This is a genomic window from Deinococcus actinosclerus, assembly GCF_001507665.1.
GTDB classification, from domain to species: Bacteria; Deinococcota; Deinococci; order Deinococcales; family Deinococcaceae; genus Deinococcus; species Deinococcus actinosclerus.
The window spans coordinates 834,921-847,884 of sequence record NZ_CP013910.1 but is presented as its reverse complement, the minus strand read 5'-3'; the positions used below and the strand labels follow the sequence as shown (position 1 = coordinate 847,884).

Here is a 12,964-nt window from a genome sequence, read left to right as displayed (position 1 = left end):
TCGCATGAAGGAGATCAAGTGAACAAGAAGAAACTCGTGAACGTCCTGATGGGCGTCCTGGCCCTGCTGCTCGTGGTCGGCATGGCCTACCAGTTCACCCCGAACCTCGGCAGCCTGTTCAACAAGCAGACCGGCACGCCCGCCCTGACCGTGAACGGCACGACCGTCACCGTCGAGCAGCTCGAAGCCGCCAAGCGCGGCAACCAGGTGCTGAGCAGCACCGACACCGGCGTGCTCGGCGACGACTTCAAGACCTACGTGGTCGCGCAGCAGATCGACCAGACGCTCGTGTCGAACGCCGTGAAGGACATCAAGGTCAGCCGCGGCGACGTGGACGCCAAGGTCAAGGAAGTCCGCGCGCAGAACAACCTGACCGACAACAAGGCCTGGACGGACGCGCTGCAGGGCGTGGGCCTGACCGACAGCGAGTACCGCAAGCAGGTGCGCCAGAGCCTCGCCATCGAGCGCCGGGTCGACGAGATCAAGAAGGCCGTGCCCACCGCGACCGACGCGGAACTTCAGGCGTACTACGACCTGAACCAGGAGAAGTACCAGACGGACGCGCGCATCCAGGGCCGCGAGATCGTGGTCAGCGACAAGGCCAAGGCGGCCGACCTGCTCAAGCAGCTCAGGGGCGGCGCGGACTTCGCGCAGCTCGCGGGCGCCAACAGCACCGAGTTCAAGGACCGGGGCGGCGCCCTGGGCCCCATCGAGAACGGCGCGCCCCGCCCGGTGGCGCAGGTGGCGCTGCCCAGCGAGGTCGGCGCGGCCGCCTTCGCGCTGAAGGACGGCGGCCTGACCGACGTCGTGGAAAGCGGCGGGAAGTTCTACATCGTGAAGGTCGAGAAGTACCTCGCCCCCAGCGCCAAGCCCTTCGCCGAGGCCAAGAGCGACGTGGCCACCGCCGTGAACGCCAGCAAGCAGAACGCCGCCGTGGAAGCCTGGGTCGAGGGCCTGCGTAAGGACGCCAAGATCGAGTTCAAGGACCTGAACTGGAAGGTGGAAGACCCGACGGTCGCCACCGTCGCCGGGCAGAACGTCCGCTACTCGCAGGTGATCGAGCAGGTCGTGAACAACCAGCAGTTCGCCAGCCTGCTCCAGCAGGTGCCCGCCGAACAGGCCTCGCAGCTCGTGAACGGCATCCTCAAGCCCCAGGTCGTGCAGCAGATCATCCAGGGGTACGCGGCGCCCACCATCGCTGAGCGCCTGAAACTGAACCTCGTCGGCACCCGCCAGGAGATCGCGCAGGGCGTCGCCGCCTACGGCGCGCGGAACGCGAAGGTCACCGACGCGGACCTGCAGGCGTACTACACCGAGAACAAGGCCCAGTTCGAGTCGCCCGCCAGCGCCACGGTCAGCGAGGCCAGCTTCAAGGATCAGGCCAAGGCCGTGGCCTTCCGGGGCAGCTTCACGCGCGGGGACTTCGTCTCGGCCGCCAGCAAGGTCGGCGGCACCGTCAGCGAGCGCGGCGCCGTGACCGCCGGTGACGGCAAGCTGAGCGAGGAACTGAACGCCGCCGTCTTCGCCGCCAAGTCCCTCAAGGACGCCGCCGACGGCAGCCTGAGCGACGTGGTGAAGGTCGGCGACCGCTACTCGGTGCTGTACGTGACCGATCTGAAGCCCGCCGAGGCGAAGACCTTCGCTCAGGTCCGCGACCAGATCGAACCGGTCGTGCTGGGCCAGAAGAAGAGCAGCGAGGGCCAGACCTTCCTGGACGCCCAGGTGAAGACCCTCAAGCCCACCGACAACCTGAAGACCGTGCTGGCCGCGCAGGAGAAGCGTGTGGCCGCGGCGGCGCCCAAGACGCCCGCCACGCCCGCCAAGGACAGCGGCGCCGGCGGCAAGACGGACGGCGCGGCGACCGACGCCACGCCGGGCGGCAGCGCCACCACGGCGCCCCCCGCCGACAAGTAAAGTCCCTCCCCCGCCCCGCCCCGCCCCGGTCACCCAGGTGCCGGGGCGGTTTTTCGTGGCTACACGCGGGCGCGCAGGCCCAGCAGCAGGCCCGCCGTGAACGCCCCCGCGAACGGCAGGTTCGCGGTGAGCAGGCGGGTCAGCCACGCGCCGCCGTTCTCGCGGCCCTGCGCCAGCCACGGCCCGGCCAGCGCCTGCACGCGCAGCCAGTTCACGCTGACCAGATCGAAGTACGCCAGCACCTGCAGCGTGATGAACAGCAGGCCCAGCCCCACCAGGGCCCAGCGCCCGACATGCCGGAGCGCCACGCCGGTGGCGAAGCCCAGCAGCGCGCCCACGCTCAGGTCAGGCAGCAGGGACTTCAGCGTGTCTGCGACCCCGGTCGGCGCGGCGGGCAGGAGGGAGGACATGGGGCCGGTGACGCTCAAGGTGCGCGCATCCTAGCGTGCGCCGGGACGGCTGCGCCGAAAGGCGGAGGGCGGCCCGGGGTGAGGCGCGGTATGGTGTAGGCACCGTGACCCTCCCGACCGAGCCCTCCCTTCCCGACGTGATCTCCCCAGAGCTGTATGGGCGCCTGTGCGCGGGCGAGGAGCAGGCCTGGTTCGAGTTCGTGCAGGAATATGAGGGCCGCATGTACGGCTACCTGTACCGCCTGGAAGGCAACAGCGAGGACGCCCTGGACCTCACGCAGGAGGTCTTTTACCGCGCGTGGCGCAGCATCCGCACCTTCCGCGCCGGGGAGCGCGTGCTGCCGTGGCTGTATCAGGTGGCGCGCAACACCCAGATCGAATCGCACCGCCGCAAGCAGCTGCAACGCTTCTCGCTGGAACAGGCGCGTGAGGACGTGGGCTTCGAGGTGACCAGCGAGCGCCGCTCGCCCGTGCAGGCCGCCGAGAGTGCCGACGCGCAGGACCGCGTGCAGCGCGCCCTGTCGCAGCTGCCACACGAGTACCGCGAGGCGGTCGTGCTGCGCTTCGTGGAGGACCTCAGTTACGACGAGATCGCGCAGATTCAGGGCGTGGCGGTCGGCACGGCCAAGAGCCGCGTGTTCCGCGCCAAGGAGCAGCTCGCCGACCTGCTGGAAAGCGTCGCGGACGTCCACTGACCCCACGCAGGCGACTACATCCCGTCGTGGTCGGAGGGGCCGTCCTCCCAGCGCAGCAGGTCGCCGGGCTGGCAGTTCAGCGCGCGGCACAGGGCGTCCAGGGTGCTGAAGCGCACCGCGCGGGCCTTCCCGGTCTTCAGGATGCTGAGGTTCGCCAGCGTGATCCCCACCCGCGCCGAGAGTTCCGAGAGGGTCATGCCCCGCTGTTCCAGCAGGTCGTCGAGGTGCACGCGGATAGGCATGTCAGACCGTGAGTTCCTCGTCGCGCAGCACCTGGAAGGTGACGTTCAGCACCGCCGCGAACGCCAGTAGACCCACGCCGGGCAGGCTTGAAAACACGAGCAGTCCAGCGCTGCTGGCGAGCATCAGCGGATCGGCGGTGACCAGCGGCAGCAGGGCCGGGATGACCTGACCGCCCAGCAGGGCCACGCCCGCCAGCGCGACCTCGCGCGGGATGACGCTCAGGGTGCCCTGGCGGCTGGCGCGGGCGGCCCGCCACAGGAACAGCAGGGCCAGCGCGCCCGGGAGACTTCCCAGGAGCATCTGGGGCAACGCGGACCAGCCCCGCTGGGTCAGGCCGTAGATCAGCGCGCCCGTGCCGAGGATCAGGCCCAACTGGCACAGCCGTTCGAGGCGCGTCAGGGCGCGGGTGCGCAGCAATGTGGTCAGGGTCATATGGTCGTCCTCTGGCGGTCCAGGCTGGCGCGCCCCTCATCCAGCCAGCCGGAGAGGGCCATGAGCAGCAGCGGCAGCGTCACGGACACCAGGGTACCGAGCAGCAGCTCAGGGCTGAGCACGACGTCCAGCAGCGCGCCGGTCGAGCGTTCCTCCGTCAGCCCGAGGTCGGGCGCCATGCGCCACACGGCGGCCAGCGAGAGGGGAGTGCCCAGCAGGGCGCTCCAGAAGAGTCTCTGCCCGGCGCGGAACAGGTGCTCGCTGACCTCACCGTGCAGGGGACCGTCCCGGCGCGTCAGCCCGATGGCGCGGTTCAGGTGCCAGCACCCGGCGAAACTGACCCCCGCCCACAGGCCCAGCGCCGCGCTGAGGCGCAGGTCATGCGGAATGAACGTCAGGGCCGCGAGGAGCAGCAGGCCCAGCCCCACCAGACTAAGGACCGTGGGAACCGTCAGGAGCAGCAGCAGGGCGTTCAGGGTGTGCCGGTGTGGGGTCATACGGTGAGCTCCTGTTCGGCGCGCAGCTGGCGTTCCTGCTCGCGGATGTGTGCCGCCTGGGCGAGGGCGGCGGAGAACAGCACACAGACCGCAGCAATCAGCAAGGGGGTGAGGTTCACGCCGAACAGGCTGAAGGGAAGGCTGCTGTCGGTGTTGAGGCCGCGCACGATGGCGTCCTCCGGGAGCTGGCGGCGCAGAGCCTCCAGGGGTTGGATGCGGGCGAACATCCAGCCGTTCAGCAGGGGTTGCAGCGCGGCCACCACCTGCCCGATCAGGGCCAGTCGCGCGGCGAGGGTCAGATCAGCAGCGTTGGCGGGGTGGAACGGATCGCTCAGCAGGCGGCGTGTGAACTGCCGGGCGCGCCACAGCAGGCCGATCACGCCGGCCATGAGCAGGGTGAATGCGGCCAGCCAGCCAAGTCCGACCCATCCCGGCAGGTCGCCGAGCGGCAGGTGGAAGGTCGAGACGTTGTACTGGCCGCCCGGCAGGCTGAGCGTGAGATCGAGGGGAATGTTCATGCTGAACACGGTCTGGGTTCTGTTACCGGACGTGAACACACCCAACAGGAAGACCAGCAGCATCAGGGCTGTGAGGACGCCAAGCGTGCTCAGCGTGAAGGACAGGATGGCGTGGGCGCGGGCGGGAGTCAGCATGAAGCCTCCAGGGATTTATCGATCTTCGATATTATCGTTTTTCAATATGACCGTTGAGCCGTGGAGCGTCAAGCACAGCTGCACGCCCCCGTTCCCACCCCGGTGACCCGCCGCTGTAACGAACGCCCGTTATTCTCCGGGCATGAGCAAACTGGTGATCGTGGCGGCGAAACGCACGCCGATCGGAAGCTTCATGGGCAGCCTGAAGGACGTCTCGGCGGCCGACCTGGGCGTCACGGCCGCGAAGGCTGTGCTGGAGGGCGTCAGCGGCGCGGACGTGGCGGACGTGATCGTGGGGAACGTCCTGCAGGCCGGGAGCGGCATGAACGTGGGCCGTCAGGTCGGGATCGGCGCGGGCCTCCCGCAGGACGTGCCGGGCCTGACCGTGAACCGCGTGTGCGGCAGCGGCCTCCAGGCGGTCATCAGCGCCGCGCAGGGCATCCGCGCCGGGGACGGGCAGCTGTACCTCGCGGGCGGCACCGAGAGCATGAGCCGCGCCCCGTACCTCCTCCCCCGCGCCCGTGAAGGGTACCGGCTGGGGCACGCGCAGGCGCTGGACTCCATCCTGTCGGACGGCCTGACGGACGTGTTCGGCAACTACCACATGGGCATCACCGCCGAGAACATCGCGGCGCAGTGGAACCTGACCCGCGAGGAACAGGACGCCTTCGCGCTCGAAAGCCAGACCCGCGCCGCCGCCGCGCTGGACGGGAACTTCTTCGCGGATGAACTCGTCAGCGTGGAGGTGCCCGGCCGCAAGGGCCCCACGACCTTCAGCGCCGACGAGTACCCGCGCGCCACCACCGCCGAGGCCCTCGCCAAACTGAAACCCGCCTTCAGGAAGGACGGCACCGTCACCGCCGGGAACGCCAGCGGCATCAACGACGGCGCCGCCATGCTGCTGGTCGCCAGCGAGGAGTACGCCCAGGCGCACGGCCTCCCCGTCCTGGCCGAGATCGCCAGCTACGCCGCCATCGGCGTGGACCCCGCCATCATGGGCATCGGCCCCGCCAAGGCCGTCCCGGTCGCCCTGACCCGCGCCGGAATGACCGTCGCCGACGTGGACCTGTTCGAGCTGAACGAGGCGTTCGCCGCGCAGTCCCTGGCCGTCATGCGGGACCTGAACGCCGATCCCGCCCGCGTGAACGTCACGGGCGGCGCCGTCGCCCTCGGACACCCCATCGGCGCTTCCGGGGCGCGCGTGCTCGTCACGCTGATCCACCAGCTGCGCCGCCTCGGTAAGGAAACCGGCGTCGCCAGCCTATGTATCGGCGGCGGCATGGGCATCGCCGTCGTCGTCCGCGCGCGGGCGTAACGCTGCGCCAGACCGCAACATAGTCTTCAGGGCACGCCCCCTGTTGTGCAGGCGTGCCCGACTCCCATTCAGGTCGGCGGCGCCAGCATCGCCAGACTCGTGTCAACCAGCTGATTGCGCCCCTGTCCGACCCACCTGGCACGAGGACGGCAATGCCCGCCCCTGCGCCCGTTACCCTGGGCACATGACGGACAGTATGGACGTGGTGGGGGACCGCGAGGCGGCGTTCTTCCTGGCGATCAAGACGCGGGACGAGGCGCTGCTTCGCGCCCTGGTGGCATCGGACAGCGAGTTGCTGGGTCTGCCCAGCCCGATGGGCGTGAGTCCGGTGCTGTTCGCGGTGTACTACGGCCGGGCGGACATGGCGCGCGTGCTCGTGGACCTGGGCGCGCCGCTGAACGTGTTCGAGGCGGCGGCGCTGGGGGACGAGGCGGCCCTGGCGCGCGAACTGGACGCCGACCCGGCGCTGGTGGGCGGCCTGAGCGGGGACGGGTTCAGTCCGCTGGGCCTCGCGGCGTTCTTCGGGCACGCGGGGGTCGCGGAGGCGCTGCTGGCGCGCGGGGCGGACGTGAACGCGGTCAGCCGCAACGCGATGCGGGTGCAGCCGCTGCACTCGGCGGTGGCGGGCGGGCATGGGGCGCTGGCGCGGGCGCTGGTCATGGCGGGCGCGGACGTGAACGCCACGCAGCAGGGCGAGTTCACGCCGCTGATGGCCGCCGCGCAGAACGGCGACGCGGGCGTCGTGCTATTCCTGCGCAGGCGGGGCGCGGACGCCGACGTCCAGACGGCGGACGGTCGCCGCGCGGCGGACTTCGCGCGTGAGGAGGGGCACGCGGCGCTGGCCGACTCTCTGGAGGGGCCGCTTCTTCCTGAATAGTTCCGTTCGGGTGGCTGAAGAAAGCCCGAAGGCAGGCGCGGAACGTGCGGGTCAGACTGGGCGCATGACCAATCACGATGACCGCAACCCGCAGCGGACGGGCGAGCACGGCGCGCAGACCGGGTTCGACACGCCCGATCCGAAGGACGACCACCAGGAGGCGTACACGACGACGCCCGCCGAGGACCGTGTGGGCAGCGCCGACCAGGGCAAGTACGAGCCGGTCGAGCCCACCAGCGCCAAGGAGGTGACCGGGCAGTTCGATCACCTCGCCACGCGTGACGTGGCCGCCATGGAGCACACGCCGCAGGACGCCGATTTCGCCGGGGCGGAGACGGTGGCCGGGCTGGGCGGCGAGAACCTCGACACCATCGTGCCGACGGCGGGCGTGGGCATCAACGCGTCCACGACGATGGCGCTGGAATCCCAGCAGCGGGCCGTCGACCCGAACCCCGGGTACACGCCGCCCAGCGAGCAGGGCCCCCCCGCGTGAGCCAGCGCCCCGGCGACCTGCCCGAAGGTGAGACGCCGGAACTGCAGAGTCAGGTGCACGGCGACACGGAACGCGGCTTCTAGACTCAGCCGCGAAGGGGGACGCCGTGACGGTCACGGCGTCCCCCTCCTGCTGTGTGGTTACAGCTCGGAGATGTACAGCTGGCCATCCTCGACCTGCGTGCGGTAGAGCTTGACGGGTTTCACGGCGGGCAGCGTCCTGGCCTTGCCGGTCGCGAGTTCGAATTTCGCGCCGTGTTTCTCGCAGGTGATGCGGCCCATGCTGACGTCCCCGCCCAGCAGCGGGAAGTCCTTGTGGGTGCAGTTGTTGCGCAGGGCGTAGAACTGCCCCTCGAAGTTCACGACGACCACGCTGATCCCACCGACGTCCACGGCGGTCTGCTGACCGTCGGGCAGGGCTTCGGCGGGGCCGACGAGGGTGCGGGCGGGCGTGTCGCTCATCAGGCGCGAGTGTAGCGCCTGCCCGCGCGGGCTTTACACGCCGCAGCCACTTTCCAGCGGCGTGCCCTTCAGTCCGGCGGGCGTCCACTGCTGCACGCTGAAGCCCGAACCCTCGTAGTACGCGCCGTACAGGACGAGTTCCATGCGGCCGTCGCCGTTCAGGTCGGCCACGCCCGCCAGGCGGTGCAGGGTTGCCATGGGCATCGGTTCGCTGCTGCCGGAATCCCAGGGGGTCTGCGGGGCGATGTGTTCGCCCAGGACGGTGGTCACGACCTTGCCGTTCACCACGGCGCGCAGCAGCAGGAGGCTGTAGTCGCCGGGCTGCCCGACGGGCGGCGGGGAGTCGTCCCGGCCGTTCTGGAAGCGGCGGGCCTCGATGATGACTTCCTGCGTGCCGTTGCCGTCCAGGTCGGCGCGGATCAGGCGGGTGAGGTTCACCTGTGGGTTCGGCAGGCCCCGCCGCTTGAGTTCGTCCCGGACGGCGGCCTCGTACGTGGCGTTTCGGGTGGGGAGCACCGTGACGGGGCGCGGCTGGGCGTTCAGCCGGGCCGAGGTCAGGACCGCCATCCCCTCGCGGGCGGGCGTGACCTTCACCTCGAAGGTGGCCTCGCACGGTTCGCCCAGCGAGGCGGGGCGGCTCCCCTGCACGCGGGCGGAGGAGCCGCCGAGGGGCAGGCGGGTATACGCCGCCCCGGCGGTCATCCGGGAGCGGGTCTGGGCGTCGGTCAGCCAGCGGCCGTCCTGCCAGCCGCCCAGCAGGTACGTGCCGCCGCTGCCGGGCAGCGTGGCCAGGACGGGGTGCAGTCCGGCGGGCGCGGCGGCCTGCGCCGTGCTGGGGATTAGGGTCAGCAGGCCGGCCAGAAGCAGCGTTCGGAGGGAGGCGCGCATGCCCCAGCGTACAGAATCAGCGCTGGGCGACGGTCACGCGGTTGCCCCAGGGGTCGCGCAGGGTCAGGTGGCCACCCTCGTTCTGCACGTCCGCGCGGCCCGCGAGGTGGGCACGCAGGGCGCCCAGGTCGGGGGCGTGGAAGGTCACGCCGGCCAGTCCGGCGGCGGGGGTGCTCGGCGCGGGCTGCCCGGCGCTGTGCCATTCGTTCAGGCCGACGTGGTGGTGGTACCCGCCCCACGAGAGGAACGCGGCGCTGCCGAGGTCCGCGACGACGTCCAGCCCCAGGGTGTCGGCGTACCAGCGGGCGGCCTGCGCGGCGCTGCCGACCTTCAGGTGCACGTGCCCGACGGTCGTGCCCTGCGGCGCGGTGAAGGGCGCCGTGCCGTCCAGCGTGGCGGGGTCGATCCCGGCGGACGCGAGGACGGCGGCGGCGTCCACGGCTTTCGTGTCCATCTGCACCTGGCCGTCCCGCCACGTCCAGGTGTCGCGCGGGCGGTCGGCGTACACCTCGATGCCGTTCCCTTCGGGGTCATTCAGGTAGAAGGCCTCGCTGACGAGGTGGTCGCCGCTGCCGATGCGGTGGCCCAGCCGCGCGGCGTGCGCCAGCCAGCGGCCCAGGGCGGCGCGGGTGGGAAGCAGGAAGGCGGTGTGGTACAGGCCGGGCCGGCTGACGGGCGCGCGGGGCAGGTCCGGGGCGGCGTGCAGGTGCAGCAGCGGCGTGCCGTGGGCGGCCAGGGTGACGTCTGTCTCAGTGAGGGTGGTGGCACTCAGGCCGAGGAGCGTGGCGTAGAACGCGGCGGTGCCGTTCAGGTCGCGGACGTTCAGGTGCACGGCGCCGACGTGGGTACTGGCGGGCAGGACGGAGTCAGTGGTCATACCCGTAGTGTGCCCCTTATGCTTTGATAAATCAACCGGTTTGCAAAACCAACCTATTGGGGGTCGAGGGCCGCGTGCAGCGCCTCGCGCGTGCGGCCCAGGTATCCCTCGCCGAACAGCAGCAGGTGCGCCAGCAGCGGGTACAGGTTCCACAGGGGCACTCGCGCCTCCCAGCCGTCCGCCAGCGGGTAGGCCTCGTGGTACGCCTGGAACACCCGGCGCGGCACGCCGCCGAACAGCCGCAGGGCCGCCACGTCCACCTCACGGTGGCTGTAGCCGACCGCCGGGTCGATCAGGGCCGGACCACGCGGCGTGTAGTGCACGTTCCCGTGCCACAGGTCGCCGTGCACCAGCGCGGGCGGCTCGGGCGGGATCAGGTCCGGCAGCCGCTGCCGCAGCGTGTCGAAGCCCGAGCGGTCGCGGGGCGTCAGGTACAGCCGCTCACGGGTCAGCAGCGGCTCCAGCCGCGCCGTCCAGAAGAACTCGGCCGCGCTTGCAGCGGGCGGGTTGCGCTGCGGCAGGGACGCGAAATAGTTGTCGGGCAGGCCCCCGAAGCCCGGGGCAGGGCGGGCGTGCAGCGCCGCGAGGCCGCGCCCCAGGGCGTCCTGCGCGGCGGGCGTGTCCTCGCCGGGCGGCAGCCAGGACAGCAGCAGGTACGGCTGCCCGGCGGGGCCGCTGCCGTGCGCGATGACGTCCGGGGTGATCAGCGGCCCCGGGCGCAGCAGGCCCAGGCCGTGCGCCTCGGCGGCGTAGAACCCGTCCGGCAGGCGGCCACCTGCCTTCTGCGGCGAGGTCTTCAGGACGAAGGGGCCGCGCGTGGTGTCCAGCCGGAACGTGTCGCTGATGTCCCCGCCGTGCAGCCGCTGCGCCGCGCGGATGCCCGCGCCCAGGTGCATCTCCAGCAGCGGGGTCAGGGGCCGGACGGGCAGGTCGAGGAGCGTCATGCTCCATCGTGCCCCGCCCAGATCCCTGCAACCAAAGAGGGACGCTTCACGAAGAGTATGAGTGGTGTACTCCGGGGAGCAACATCCACCACAACCTCTCCCCCATCCCCAGTCGGCGTCCGTCTGTTGCGCTGGCCCACCCCGCACCCCCACCGGTCATCCAGCTCCACGTCCGGAACCCTCGCCGCTCCTTCTCGCTCTGCCCGGGTGAGCCGGTCCCGTCAGGACCAGCCCACCGGAGGCCCGGAGGCCGTATGGTTCAGACCGCCCTGACCGTCCTGCTCGGCGCGCTGCGCGCCCTACTCGACCTCGCCCTGCCCGCCGCCCTCGTCCTGGCCGTGCTCGCGCTGGCCCTCGGGAGCCTCGCCCTGATCGACCGGGACCGCGCCCGCCGCGCGCTGCACGGGCTGAGCACCCGCGCGCCGGACCTCGGCGGGTGGGCGCTGGCCGCGCTGCTGCTGGCGACCTCCCTGCTCGTGCTGAACGTGTCGCGCCGCGCCGTGGACGCCCGGATCGCCGCGCAGCAGAGCGCCCGTTACGCCAACGCCGCCGACCCCGACGGCGGGCAGACCGTGCAGATCGCACCCAGCGCCGCCCTCCTTGAGAGCCACACGTACACCCGCAGTCTTCTCCTCCCGAACGACGTCGCCACCCGCATCCGCGTCACGAACAGCCTGGACAGCCTGCTGCCGTACCTGGGGAACCCCGGCGACACCGTGCAGGACCTGCGCGAGAACTTCACCCGCACCCCGGCGGGCCTGCGCTACACCCGCGAAGTCGTCATGCAGTCCGAACGGCCACTGGACTTCGACCGCAGCGTCGTCCACGCCGACCTGCGCTTCGTGGAGCCCGCCGGGGGGCGCGGCACGTACTACACCGCCGCCTTCCAGGCCAGCTACCGCTTCCGCAACCCGCTGAGCACCCCCGCCACACTGCGCTTCGCGTTCCCGCTGCCCGGCGGGAGCGGCACCCTCAGCGGCTTCACCCTGACCGTGAACGGCCAGGCCCTCAGCGCCAGCGACCTGCTCAGCGGCAGCGTCTGGGAAGGGCAGGTGCCCGCCGGAGGCAGCGTGGACGTGCAGGTCGCGTATGCGCACCAGGGCTCCCGCGCCTGGAGTTACCAGCTCAGCCGCCGCGAGGCCATCCGGGACCTCGACGTGACCGTCACCGCCGACCGCCCCGCCAAGTTCCAGCGGTACTCGCTGTTCCCCACCAGCCAGACCCGCCCCGCGCTGGGCGGCCCCGCCACGCTGCGCTGGCAGCTGAAGAACGCCGTGACCGCGCAGGACGTCGCCGTGGTCTTCACGCAGGGCAGCGTCCGCGAGACCCTCACCAAGGTGCACCTCGCGCAGGGCCTCGCCGTGGTGCTGGCCGCGCTGCTGATCCCGCTGTGGGCCGTCACGCGCCGCACGCCCCTCGCGCCCCTCACGCTCGGGGGCGCGCTGCTGGGCCTCGCGCTGGGCTTCACCCTCGGCGGGGTGCTGACCGCGTACCTGCCCCTCCTCCCCGCCGAGGTCCTCGGCAGCCTGCTCGGCGCGGGCCTCGCCTGGGTGATCCTCGGCGGTCCCCGACAGGCCCGCACGACCCTGCTGCCCCTGCTCGCCTGCGCCGCGCTGCCCCTGGCCTTCCTGACCGGCGGTCACGCGGGCCTGATCCTCACCGTCCTGGCCGCCACGCTGCTGCTCCTGCTCCTGCCCCGCGCCCGCTGGCTCGCCCCGGCTACGGCATAATGGCGCCCGGATCGTCCAATGTCTCAGACACTCGAATCCCGGCTCGCAGCCCACCTGCGTGAACTGCTCGTCCAGACCCAGACCGGTTCAGAAGTGTCCCCCGGAGCTGTCCATCAGTCTCCAGGACGACCTGGCCTACTGTATTCCGCAGCTGCTGCGCGAGCCGTACCCGGAGTGGGTAGGGGAATACCTGGACGTCGTCCTTCTCACCAGCGGCCGCAAGCTGGCGACGAACGCGGCAGAACTCTATGGCTGGGCCATTCTCCTGATCGACCCTGGCCTGACCCCCTTCTATTTCCGGCTGACCCTGGATCCGGCTCAGGACGCGCTGCACACCTACGATCTGTTCGTTGGAGACACCGGGTCTGGACGCCTCGGCATTGCCCGGCCCTTCGGAACGGCACACCTGATCGAGACGCGCCCGGCCCCGGTGGAGCAGATTTCGTGGAAGTACCGGGTGTCCCGGAAGCCCCAGTAAGACCGGCTCAGCCCACACAGGAAGACAGAGCGGGGAGGGATCTCGCGACCCCTCCCC

General features: G+C 71.1%; 16 protein-coding genes. 7 read left to right on the top strand and 9 right to left on the bottom strand.

The features are described from left to right. The first annotated feature begins 18 nt into the window (after window positions 1–18). The gene (locus AUC44_RS04095) at window positions 19–1,914 is read left to right on the top strand and encodes a peptidylprolyl isomerase (RefSeq protein ID WP_062157509.1); all 1,896 of its coding nucleotides are present in this window, start codon (window positions 19–21) and stop codon (window positions 1,912–1,914) included. A gap of 59 nt (window positions 1,915–1,973) precedes the next feature. On the opposite strand, the gene AUC44_RS04090 is transcribed toward AUC44_RS04095, so the two are convergent. Continuing rightward, window positions 1,974–2,342 (bottom strand): FUN14 domain-containing protein, encoded by a 369-nt coding sequence (locus AUC44_RS04090; RefSeq protein ID WP_417926363.1) that lies wholly within the window; start codon window positions 2,340–2,342, stop codon window positions 1,974–1,976. A gap of 86 nt (window positions 2,343–2,428) precedes the next feature. Here AUC44_RS04090 and AUC44_RS04085 point away from each other — a divergent pair, with 86 nt between their 5' ends. Then, window positions 2,429–3,019, top strand: a complete 591-nt coding sequence (locus tag AUC44_RS04085; RefSeq protein WP_058977500.1) for an RNA polymerase sigma factor — start codon at window positions 2,429–2,431, stop codon at window positions 3,017–3,019. A gap of 14 nt (window positions 3,020–3,033) precedes the next feature. On the opposite strand, the gene AUC44_RS04080 is transcribed toward AUC44_RS04085, so the two are convergent. The 4 genes from AUC44_RS04080 to AUC44_RS04065 are packed head-to-tail and all read right to left on the bottom strand — an operon-like array spanning window position 3,034 to window position 4,844. Continuing rightward, entirely contained in the window at window positions 3,034–3,261 is a 228-nt protein-coding gene (locus AUC44_RS04080) for a helix-turn-helix domain-containing protein (RefSeq protein WP_062157507.1), read from the bottom strand. A gap of 1 nt (window position 3,262) precedes the next feature. Beyond that, the gene (locus tag AUC44_RS04075) at window positions 3,263–3,694 is read right to left on the bottom strand and encodes a hypothetical protein (protein WP_062157506.1); all 432 of its coding nucleotides are present in this window, start codon (window positions 3,692–3,694) and stop codon (window positions 3,263–3,265) included. Then, on the bottom strand, window positions 3,691–4,191 hold the full coding sequence (locus AUC44_RS04070; RefSeq protein WP_062157505.1) for a hypothetical protein: 501 nt from the start codon (window positions 4,189–4,191) through the stop codon (window positions 3,691–3,693). Before AUC44_RS04070 ends, AUC44_RS04075 begins: the two co-directional genes overlap by 4 nt. Continuing rightward, the gene (locus AUC44_RS04065; RefSeq protein WP_062157504.1) at window positions 4,188–4,844 is read right to left on the bottom strand and encodes a hypothetical protein; all 657 of its coding nucleotides are present in this window, start codon (window positions 4,842–4,844) and stop codon (window positions 4,188–4,190) included. The genes AUC44_RS04070 and AUC44_RS04065 overlap by 4 nt, the downstream gene beginning before the upstream one ends. A 142-nt stretch (window positions 4,845–4,986) precedes the next feature. On the opposite strand from AUC44_RS04065, the gene AUC44_RS04060 reads away from it, so the two are divergent. The 3 genes from AUC44_RS04060 to AUC44_RS04050 all read left to right on the top strand — a co-directional run bounded on the left by AUC44_RS04060 (window position 4,987) and on the right by AUC44_RS04050 (window position 7,529). Beyond that, a complete protein-coding gene (locus AUC44_RS04060; RefSeq protein WP_062157503.1) occupies window positions 4,987–6,159 on the top strand; it encodes an acetyl-CoA C-acetyltransferase in 1,173 nt (390 codons plus the stop codon). A 184-nt stretch (window positions 6,160–6,343) separates the two neighbouring features. Further along, window positions 6,344–7,036 (top strand): ankyrin repeat domain-containing protein, encoded by a 693-nt coding sequence (locus AUC44_RS04055; RefSeq protein ID WP_231724521.1) that lies wholly within the window; start codon window positions 6,344–6,346, stop codon window positions 7,034–7,036. Window positions 7,037–7,100: 64 nt separating this feature from the next. Next, entirely contained in the window at window positions 7,101–7,529 is a 429-nt protein-coding gene (locus AUC44_RS04050; RefSeq protein ID WP_062157502.1) for a hypothetical protein, read from the top strand. A gap of 140 nt (window positions 7,530–7,669) precedes the next feature. On the opposite strand, the gene AUC44_RS04045 is transcribed toward AUC44_RS04050, so the two are convergent. From AUC44_RS04045 to AUC44_RS04030, 4 genes are read right to left on the bottom strand one after another with little or no spacing between them, the layout of a single operon-like run. Continuing rightward, window positions 7,670–7,990: a non-heme iron oxygenase ferredoxin subunit gene (locus AUC44_RS04045; RefSeq protein WP_062157501.1), complete on the bottom strand. Its 321-nt coding sequence runs from the start codon at window positions 7,988–7,990 to the stop codon at window positions 7,670–7,672. A gap of 33 nt (window positions 7,991–8,023) precedes the next feature. Continuing rightward, window positions 8,024–8,878 (bottom strand): hypothetical protein, encoded by an 855-nt coding sequence (locus tag AUC44_RS04040; protein WP_062157500.1) that lies wholly within the window; start codon window positions 8,876–8,878, stop codon window positions 8,024–8,026. 16 nt (window positions 8,879–8,894) lie between these two features. Then, the gene (locus tag AUC44_RS04035) at window positions 8,895–9,755 is read right to left on the bottom strand and encodes a VOC family protein (protein ID WP_062157499.1); all 861 of its coding nucleotides are present in this window, start codon (window positions 9,753–9,755) and stop codon (window positions 8,895–8,897) included. Between the two features lie 53 nt (window positions 9,756–9,808). Next, window positions 9,809–10,699 (bottom strand): fructosamine kinase family protein, encoded by an 891-nt coding sequence (locus AUC44_RS04030; protein ID WP_062157498.1) that lies wholly within the window; start codon window positions 10,697–10,699, stop codon window positions 9,809–9,811. A gap of 254 nt (window positions 10,700–10,953) precedes the next feature. Here AUC44_RS04030 and AUC44_RS04025 point away from each other — a divergent pair, with 254 nt between their 5' ends. After that, window positions 10,954–12,429, top strand: a complete 1,476-nt coding sequence (locus tag AUC44_RS04025) for a hypothetical protein (RefSeq protein ID WP_062157497.1) — start codon at window positions 10,954–10,956, stop codon at window positions 12,427–12,429. A 58-nt stretch (window positions 12,430–12,487) separates the two neighbouring features. After that, complete coding sequence (locus AUC44_RS04020) at window positions 12,488–12,907, top strand: hypothetical protein (RefSeq protein ID WP_062157496.1); 420 nt, start codon at window positions 12,488–12,490, stop codon at window positions 12,905–12,907. The last annotated feature ends 57 nt before the right edge of the window (window positions 12,908–12,964 follow it).

Excerpts from the sequence above, each read along its gene's own strand:
- AUC44_RS04080 (WP_062157507.1), bottom strand. The coding sequence starts at position 3,261 with ATGCCTATCCGCGTGCACCTCGACGACCTGCTGGAACAGCGGGGCATG.
- AUC44_RS04075 (WP_062157506.1), bottom strand. The coding sequence starts at position 3,694 with ATGACCCTGACCACATTGCTGCGCACCCGCGCCCTGACGCGCCTCGAA.
- AUC44_RS04070 (WP_062157505.1), bottom strand. The coding sequence starts at position 4,191 with ATGACCCCACACCGGCACACCCTGAACGCCCTGCTGCTGCTCCTGACG.
- AUC44_RS04065 (WP_062157504.1), bottom strand. The coding sequence starts at position 4,844 with ATGCTGACTCCCGCCCGCGCCCACGCCATCCTGTCCTTCACGCTGAGC.
- AUC44_RS04060 (WP_062157503.1), top strand. The coding sequence starts at position 4,987 with ATGAGCAAACTGGTGATCGTGGCGGCGAAACGCACGCCGATCGGAAGC.
- AUC44_RS04055 (WP_231724521.1), top strand. The coding sequence starts at position 6,344 with ATGACGGACAGTATGGACGTGGTGGGGGACCGCGAGGCGGCGTTCTTC.
- AUC44_RS04050 (WP_062157502.1), top strand. The coding sequence starts at position 7,101 with ATGACCAATCACGATGACCGCAACCCGCAGCGGACGGGCGAGCACGGC.
- AUC44_RS04045 (WP_062157501.1), bottom strand. The coding sequence starts at position 7,990 with ATGAGCGACACGCCCGCCCGCACCCTCGTCGGCCCCGCCGAAGCCCTG.
- AUC44_RS04040 (WP_062157500.1), bottom strand. The coding sequence starts at position 8,878 with ATGCGCGCCTCCCTCCGAACGCTGCTTCTGGCCGGCCTGCTGACCCTA.
- AUC44_RS04035 (WP_062157499.1), bottom strand. The coding sequence starts at position 9,755 with ATGACCACTGACTCCGTCCTGCCCGCCAGTACCCACGTCGGCGCCGTG.
- AUC44_RS04030 (WP_062157498.1), bottom strand. The coding sequence starts at position 10,699 with ATGACGCTCCTCGACCTGCCCGTCCGGCCCCTGACCCCGCTGCTGGAG.
- AUC44_RS04025 (WP_062157497.1), top strand. The coding sequence starts at position 10,954 with ATGGTTCAGACCGCCCTGACCGTCCTGCTCGGCGCGCTGCGCGCCCTA.